The 6871-nt window shown below is 74.6% G+C and carries 1 protein-coding gene; it reads right to left on the reverse strand.

The genetic code is table 11. The features are described from left to right. Window positions 1–6863 (reverse strand): SDR family NAD(P)-dependent oxidoreductase (locus AB0D10_RS45540; protein WP_360268780.1); only part of this gene is annotated, 6863 nt, incomplete at its 3' end. Between the last annotated feature and the right edge of the window lie 8 nt (window positions 6864–6871).

Raw genomic sequence — 6871 nt, forward strand, 5'->3', positions numbered from 1 at the left:
AGGGAGGAGGAACACGCCGTGTCGACGGTCACCGCCGGCCCCTCCAGGCCGAGCGTGTACGAGACGCGGCCCGAGGCCACGCTTCCCGCGCTGCCGCTGCCCTGGTGCCCCTCGAACTCACCACCGCCCAGCAGGTTCGCGTAGTCGGCGTACATCACGCCCGCGAAGACGCCCGTCCGGCTGCCGCGCAGCGTCACCGGGTCGATCCCGGCGCGCTCGAAGGCCTCCCACGAGGTCTCCAGCAACAGGCGCTGCTGCGCGTCCGTCGCCAGCGCCTCGCGCGGGCTCATCCCGAAGAACGCCGCGTCGAACGCCGCCGCCTCCCGCAGGAACCCGCCCGTCCTCGTGTAGGAGGTGCCGGTGTGATCGGGGTCCGGGTGGTAGAGCGTCTCGACGTCCCAGCCACGGTCGGCCGGGAACTCCGACACCGCGTCCACGCCGTCGGCCACCAGCCGCCACAGGTCCTCCGGCGACGCCACGTCTCCGGGGTAGCGGCAGGCCATCCCGACGAGCACGATCGGGTCGCCGGAGGGCACGGGCAAGGCCGCCGGGAGTTCCACCGGCTCCGAAGCGCCGAACAGGCCCTCCAGCAGGAAGCGCGCGAGCGCGTCGGCGGTCGGGTAGTCGAACACGACGGTGGCCGGCAGCTGGAGACCGGTCACGGTCCGCAGCCGGTTGCGCAGTTCGACCGCCGTGAGCGAGTCGAAGCCGAGGTCCTGGAACGCCCGCGACGGGTCCACCGTCGACCGGCCGTCGTGGCCCAGCACCACGGCGATCTGGTCGCGCACCAGGTCCAGGACGGCCGCACCCCGCTCGTCCACGCCCAGGCCCGACAGCCGCCGGGTCAGGTCGACCGCGGCGGGGGCCGTGGCCGACCGGCGCACCGGGGTCCGGACGAGGCCGCGCAGCAGGGCGGGGACGTCGCCCCGGTCCCGGAGGACGGGCAGGTCGAACCGGACGGGGAGGACGACCGGCTCGACGCCGGTGGCGACCGCGTCGAACAGCGCCAGCCCGTTCTCCGGGGCGAGCGGCGGAACGCCCGCGCGGGTCATCCGCTCGCGCTCGGCGTCGGTGAGGGTGCCGGTCATACCGGCTACGTCGGACCACGGGCCCCAGGCCAGCGCAACAGCCGGCAGGCCGAGCGAACGCCGGTGCAGCGCCAGCGCGTCCAAGTAGGCGTTGCCCGCCGCGTAGGCGGCCTGGCCCGCACTGCCGAACGAGCCGGCCATCGACGAGAACAGGACGAAAGCGTCCAGGTCGAGGCTCGCGGTGGCCCGGTGGAGGTTCCACGCCGCGTCCGCCTTCGGGCGCAGGACGGCGGCGAGGCGCTCGGGGGTCAGCGATCCGATCACGCCGTCGTCGAGCACGCCGGCCGTGTGGACGACCGCGCGGATCTCGTGCCGGGCGAACAGGTCTGCCACGGCGACTTCGTCCGCCACGTCACAGGCCTCGACGACGGCCTCCGCGCCGAGGTCCGCCAACTCGGCAAGCAGCACATCGACGCCCTCGGCGTCCGCGCCGCGACGGCTGACCAGCAGCAGGCTGCGCACGCCGTGCTCCGCCGCGAGGTGCCGGGCGACCAGACGGCCGAGGCCGCCCGTGCCGCCGGTGATCAGGATCGTCTCCTCGCCCGGCCACGCTGTCGCGTCGGCCGTCGGTTCGGTGCGAGCGAGTCGGGCCGCGAGGATCTCCCCGTCGCGAACCAGCAGGTGCGGCTCGTCCAGGCCCAGGGCGGCGGACGGCAGTTCCTCCTCCCCCGCCAGGTCCACCAGGCCGAACCGGCCCGGCTCCTCAGCCATCGCCGACCGCACCAGACCCCACACCGCAGCGCCCGGCAGGTCCTCGCCCGCCACCACGCCGCGCGTCATGAACACCAGACGCGAGGCCGCGAAACGCTCGTCGGCCAGCCAGCCCTTCACCACCTCCAGCGCCCACGCCGTCCGCACGTGCACCTCGCCGGGGGCGGGCGCGAGCACCACGACGGGCGGGACGTCCGCCGGCACCTCCGCCAGCGAGGTGACTTCCACGAACTCCGCGCGGGCAGAAACCCTCACCGGCACCCAGTCCACCCGGAAGAGCTCGTCCCGGCCGACCCGCGAGCCCGCGGCCGTCTCCTCGGCGGCGATCGGGCGCACCGTCAGCGCGCCGACCGAGGCCACCGGCCTGCCGTCGGCGTCCGCCAGCGAGAGCGAGAGCGCGCCGGAAGCGGACCGTGTCAGGCGCGCCCGCACCGCCGGCGCCCCGGAGGCGTGCAGCGCCACGTCCTCCCACGCGAACGGCACGCCGCCGCTCTCGCCGGACCCGGCCAGGGCGAAGCCGTGCAGGCAGGCGTCGAACAGCGCCGGGTGCAGGCCGAAGCCCGTGCCCTCGGTGCCCTCGGGCAGGGCGACCTCCGCGAAGACGTCGTCCCCGCAGCGCCAGGCCGCGCGCAGGCCCCGGAACGCCGGACCGTACCCGAACCCGGCCTCCGCCAGGCCCTCGTACAGCCCGGTGAGGTCCAGGGGCTCGGCGCCGGCCGGCGGCCACACCGAGGCGTCGAAGTCGGCCGGCACCGCGCCCGAGCCCAGCACACCGCTCGCGTGCAAGGTCCAGACCGGATCCGGACCGGTGTCCGCCGTGGAGTGGATGCCGACCGCGCGACGGCCGGACTCGTCCGGCTCGGCCAGGCGCACCTGGATCCGGACGGACCCGTCCTCGGGCAGCACGAGCGGTGCGGCTACGGTCAGCTCCTCGACGAGGTCGCAGCCGGCCTCGTCCCCGGCACGCACGGCCAGTTCCACCAGCGCCGTGCCCGGCACCAGGACCGAACCCATGACGACGTGATCCGCCAGCCATCCGTGCGACCGGGCCGACAGTCGGCCGGTGAACACCAGCCCGGCGGAACCGGCCAGTTCGAGCGCACCGGTGAGCAACGGGTGCTCGGCGTTCCGGAGCCCGACGGACTCGGCCGTGGGGAAGAACGCCGAGGCGTCCGACCAGAAGCGGCGGTGCTGGAAGGCGTACGTCGGCAGGGCGACCCGGCGGGCGCCCGTCCCCTCGTAGAGGCCGGACCAGTCCACCGGCACCCCGAGCACGTGCAGGCGGGCCAGCGCCTCGACGACGGTGCGCTCCTCGTCGCGGGCGCGGCGCAGCGCCGGGATCGCTTCGGCCTCGCCGTCGGGCAGCGCGCTCGCGGTGAGGGCGGTGAGCACGGCATCGGGGCCGAGTTCGAGGTAGCGGCGGACGCCGGCCTCGTGGAGGGTGCGGATGCCGTCGGCGAAGCGGACGGCCTCGCGGACGTGGCGCACCCAGTAGTCGGGTTTCTGGAGGCCGTCGGCCAGGCCGCCGGTCAGGTTGGAGACGACGGGAATCGTCGGCGCCTGGTACGTCAGCCCGTTGAGCACCGTGCGGAAGTCCTCCAGCATCGGGTCCATCAGCGGCGAGTGGAACGCGTGGGACACGCGCAGCCGGTTCGTCTTCCGATCCGCGAAGTGCTCGCGGATCGTCTCCACGGCTTCTTCCGTGCCGGAGACGACGATCGAGCGCGAGCCGTTGACGGCGGCGATCGACACGAAGTCGCCCAGCAGCGGCAGCACTTCGTCCTCCGCCGCCTGCACGGCGAGCATCGCGCCGCCTTCCGGCAGCGCCTGCATCAGCCGGCCGCGAGCACTGACCAGCGTGCAGGCGTCCGCCAGCGAGAACACCCCGGCCACGTGCGCCGCCGCGACCTCGCCGATCGAGTGCCCGGCCACGAACTCCGGCCGCAGGCCGAGGGATTCGACGAGCCGGTAGAGCGCCACCTCGACAGCGAAAAGCCCCGCCTGGGCGTACGCGGTCTGATTGATCAACTCCTCGTCCTCGCCCCACACGACCTCGCGCACGGGCACGTCCAGCGCCGCACACACCTCATCGAACGCCTCCGCGAACACCGGGAAGCGCTCGTACAACTCCCGTCCCATGCCCAGGTGTTGCGAGCCCTGCCCGGAGAAGAGGAAGGCCACCCGCCCGCTCGTCGCGACGCCGGTCGGCGCCTCTCCTAGCGCCACCGCCCGGAGGCCGGCGAGGAGTTGCTCCGTCCCGTCGCCGACCACGGCCGCGCGGTGTTCGAGCGCGGCGCGGGTCGTCGCCAGCGAGTATGCGACGTCCATCGGACGGGCGTCGACGTCGGCCGCGAGCAGCCGCTCGGCCTGCGCCCGCAGGCCCTCCGGGGTCGCGGCGGACAGCAGCCACGGGACGACCCCGGGCTCACCTCGCCCATCCGTGGGCGCGGCCTGCGCCGGTGCGGCCGGGGCCTCCTCGATGATCACGTGGGCGTTGGTGCCGCTGATGCCGAAGGAGGACACACCGGCGCGGCGCGGCCGTTCGCCCGGCGCCCAGGCCCGGCGCTCGGTCAGGAGCCGTACGGCCCCCTCCGACCAGTCCACCTTGTCGCTCGGCTCGTCGACGTGCAGCGTCGACGGCAGCTCGCCGTTGTGCATCGCGAGCACCATCTTGATCACACCGGCGACACCGGCCGCGGCCTGGGTGTGGCCGATGTTCGACTTGATCGAGCCGAGGAGGAGAGGCAGTTCCTCGGGGCGGCCCTGGCCGTAGGTTCCGAGCAGGGCCTGCGCCTCGATCGGGTCACCCAGTGTCGTACCGGTGCCGTGCGCCTCGACCACGTCGACCTGGTCGGCGCCGAGGCGCGCGTTGGCCAGCGCCTGCCGGATCACCCGCTGCTGCGACGGGCCGTTCGGCGCCGTCAGGCCGTTCGACGCGCCGTCCTGGTTCACCGCGCTGCCACGCACGAGTGCCAGCACCGGGTGCCCGTTGCGCAGGGCGTCCGACAGCCGCTCGACGACCAGGAAGCCGGCGCCCTCGGCGAAGCCGGTGCCGTCGGCGGCGGACGCGAAGGACTTGCACCGCCCGTCGGGGGCGAGCGCGCCCTGGCGGCCGAACTCGGCGAACACGCCCGGCGTGGCCATCACCGTCACGCCTCCGGTGATCGCGAGCGAGCAGTCGCCCTGACGCAGCGCCTGGGCGGCCAGGTGGAGGGCGACCAGGGAGGACGAGCAGGCGGTGTCCACGGCGACGGCCGGGCCTTCCAGGCCGAGTTCGTACGAGACACGGCCGGCCACGACGCTGCCGTTGCCGTCGCTGCCCGGGTAGTCGTGGTACATCACGCCGGTGAAGACGCCCGTGCGGGTGCCGCGCAGGCCGGTCGGGTCGATGCCGGCACGCTCCAGGGCTTCCCAGGAGAGTTCCAGCGTGAGCCGCTGCTGCGGGTCCATCGCGAGGGCCTCGCGCGGGGAGATCCCGAAGAAGCCGGGGTCGAACTCGGCGGCGCCGTCGAGGAATCCGCCCTCATGGGTGTAGGACGAGCTCTCGGTGCGGAGCGCGGACAGGTCCCAGCCGCGATCGGTGGGGAACGGGGAGATGGCGTCCTCGCCGGAGGTCACCAGGCGCCACAGCTCCTCGGGCGTGGTCACCCCGCCCGGGTAGCGGCAGGACATGCCGACGATCGCGATCGGGTCGTGGCGGACTTCCGTCGCCGTCCCGGGGAGGTCCGTCGCCGTCGGATCGACGGGACGGACCCGGTCGTCGGCCAGGTCGAGCAGGGTGTCGACCAGGCCCGCGTCGCGGAGCCGGCGGGTCGGAATCGACCGCAGCGCGGCGCGCAGCTCGGCCTCCGTATCCGGCCCGTCCCCGTTCGCGGCTCCGGTCCGGGCGGCCAGCTCGGTGACGATGTGGTCCGTCACCGCCTCGGCGTTCGGGTGGTCGAAGGCGATGGTCGCGGGCAGGCGCAGACCGGTGAGGGTGTTGAGCTGGTTGCGCAGGTCGGTCGCGGCGAGGGAGTCGAAGCCGAGTTCCTGGAACGCGCGGTCCGGCTCGATCGCTTCGCCCGACTCGTGGCCCAGCAGACCGGCCACCCGGGCCCGGACGAGTTCGAGGACGATCCGTCGCTGCTCCGCCCCCGTCAGCCCGGTGAGGCGGGCGGCGAGACCGCCGGCCGGCGCGGCCGGGACCGGGGCGTGGGCCGCCGTGGGGCGCGCGGCCGGGACGAGGGCGCGCAGGAGCGCGGGGACCTCGTCGGTGCGGACGCGCAGGGCGGCGACGTCGACCCGGATCGGGACGACTGCCGCGCGCTCGCTGCGCAGACCGGCGGCGAACAGCGCCAGGCCGGCCTCGCGGGTGAGTGGCGGGACTCCCTGGGCGGCCATGCGGTTGCGGTTCAGCTCCTGGAGGTGCTCGCCGAGGCCGGCGCCGACGTCCCACATGCCGTAGGCCATCGAGGTCGCGGGCAGCCCGGCGGCGCGGCGGTGCGCGGCGAGCGCGTCGAGGAAGACGTTCGCGGCCGCGTAGTTGCCCTGACCGGCGGTCAACACCAGACCACCGGCGGAGGAGAACATCACGAAGGCGGTCAGGTCGAGGTGACTCGTCAGCTCGTGCAGGTACCAGGCGCCGTCGGCCTTCGGCGCCAGGACCGTGTCCATGCGCTCGGGCGTGAGCGCACCGACCAGACCGTTGTCACCGACACCGGCCGCGTGGACCACCGCCGACAGGCCGGGGACCGCCTCGACGAGCGCCGCGACCGCGTCGCGGTCCGCCACGTCACAGGCACGGACGTCGACGGCCGCGCCGAGCGCGGACAACTCCGCCACCAGCTCCGCCGCACCCGGCGCCTCCGGACCACGACGGCTCGTCAGCACCACGCTCCGGACGCCACACTCACTGACCAGGTACCGGGCCACGACTGCGCCCAGACCGCCCGTGCCGCCGGTGATCAGCACCGTGTCGCCTGCACCCACCGGCAGCGGACCCTCCGGCTGCGGGAGCCGGCAAAGCCGCGGCACGTGGACGACTCCACCGCGCACGGCCGACTCCGGCTCGGCGGTGATCAGCACCTCTCCGT

Origin of the sequence: Kitasatospora sp. NPDC048545 (genome assembly GCF_040651155.1) — a bacterium.
In the GTDB taxonomy this organism is placed as follows: domain Bacteria; phylum Actinomycetota; class Actinomycetes; order Streptomycetales; family Streptomycetaceae; genus Kitasatospora.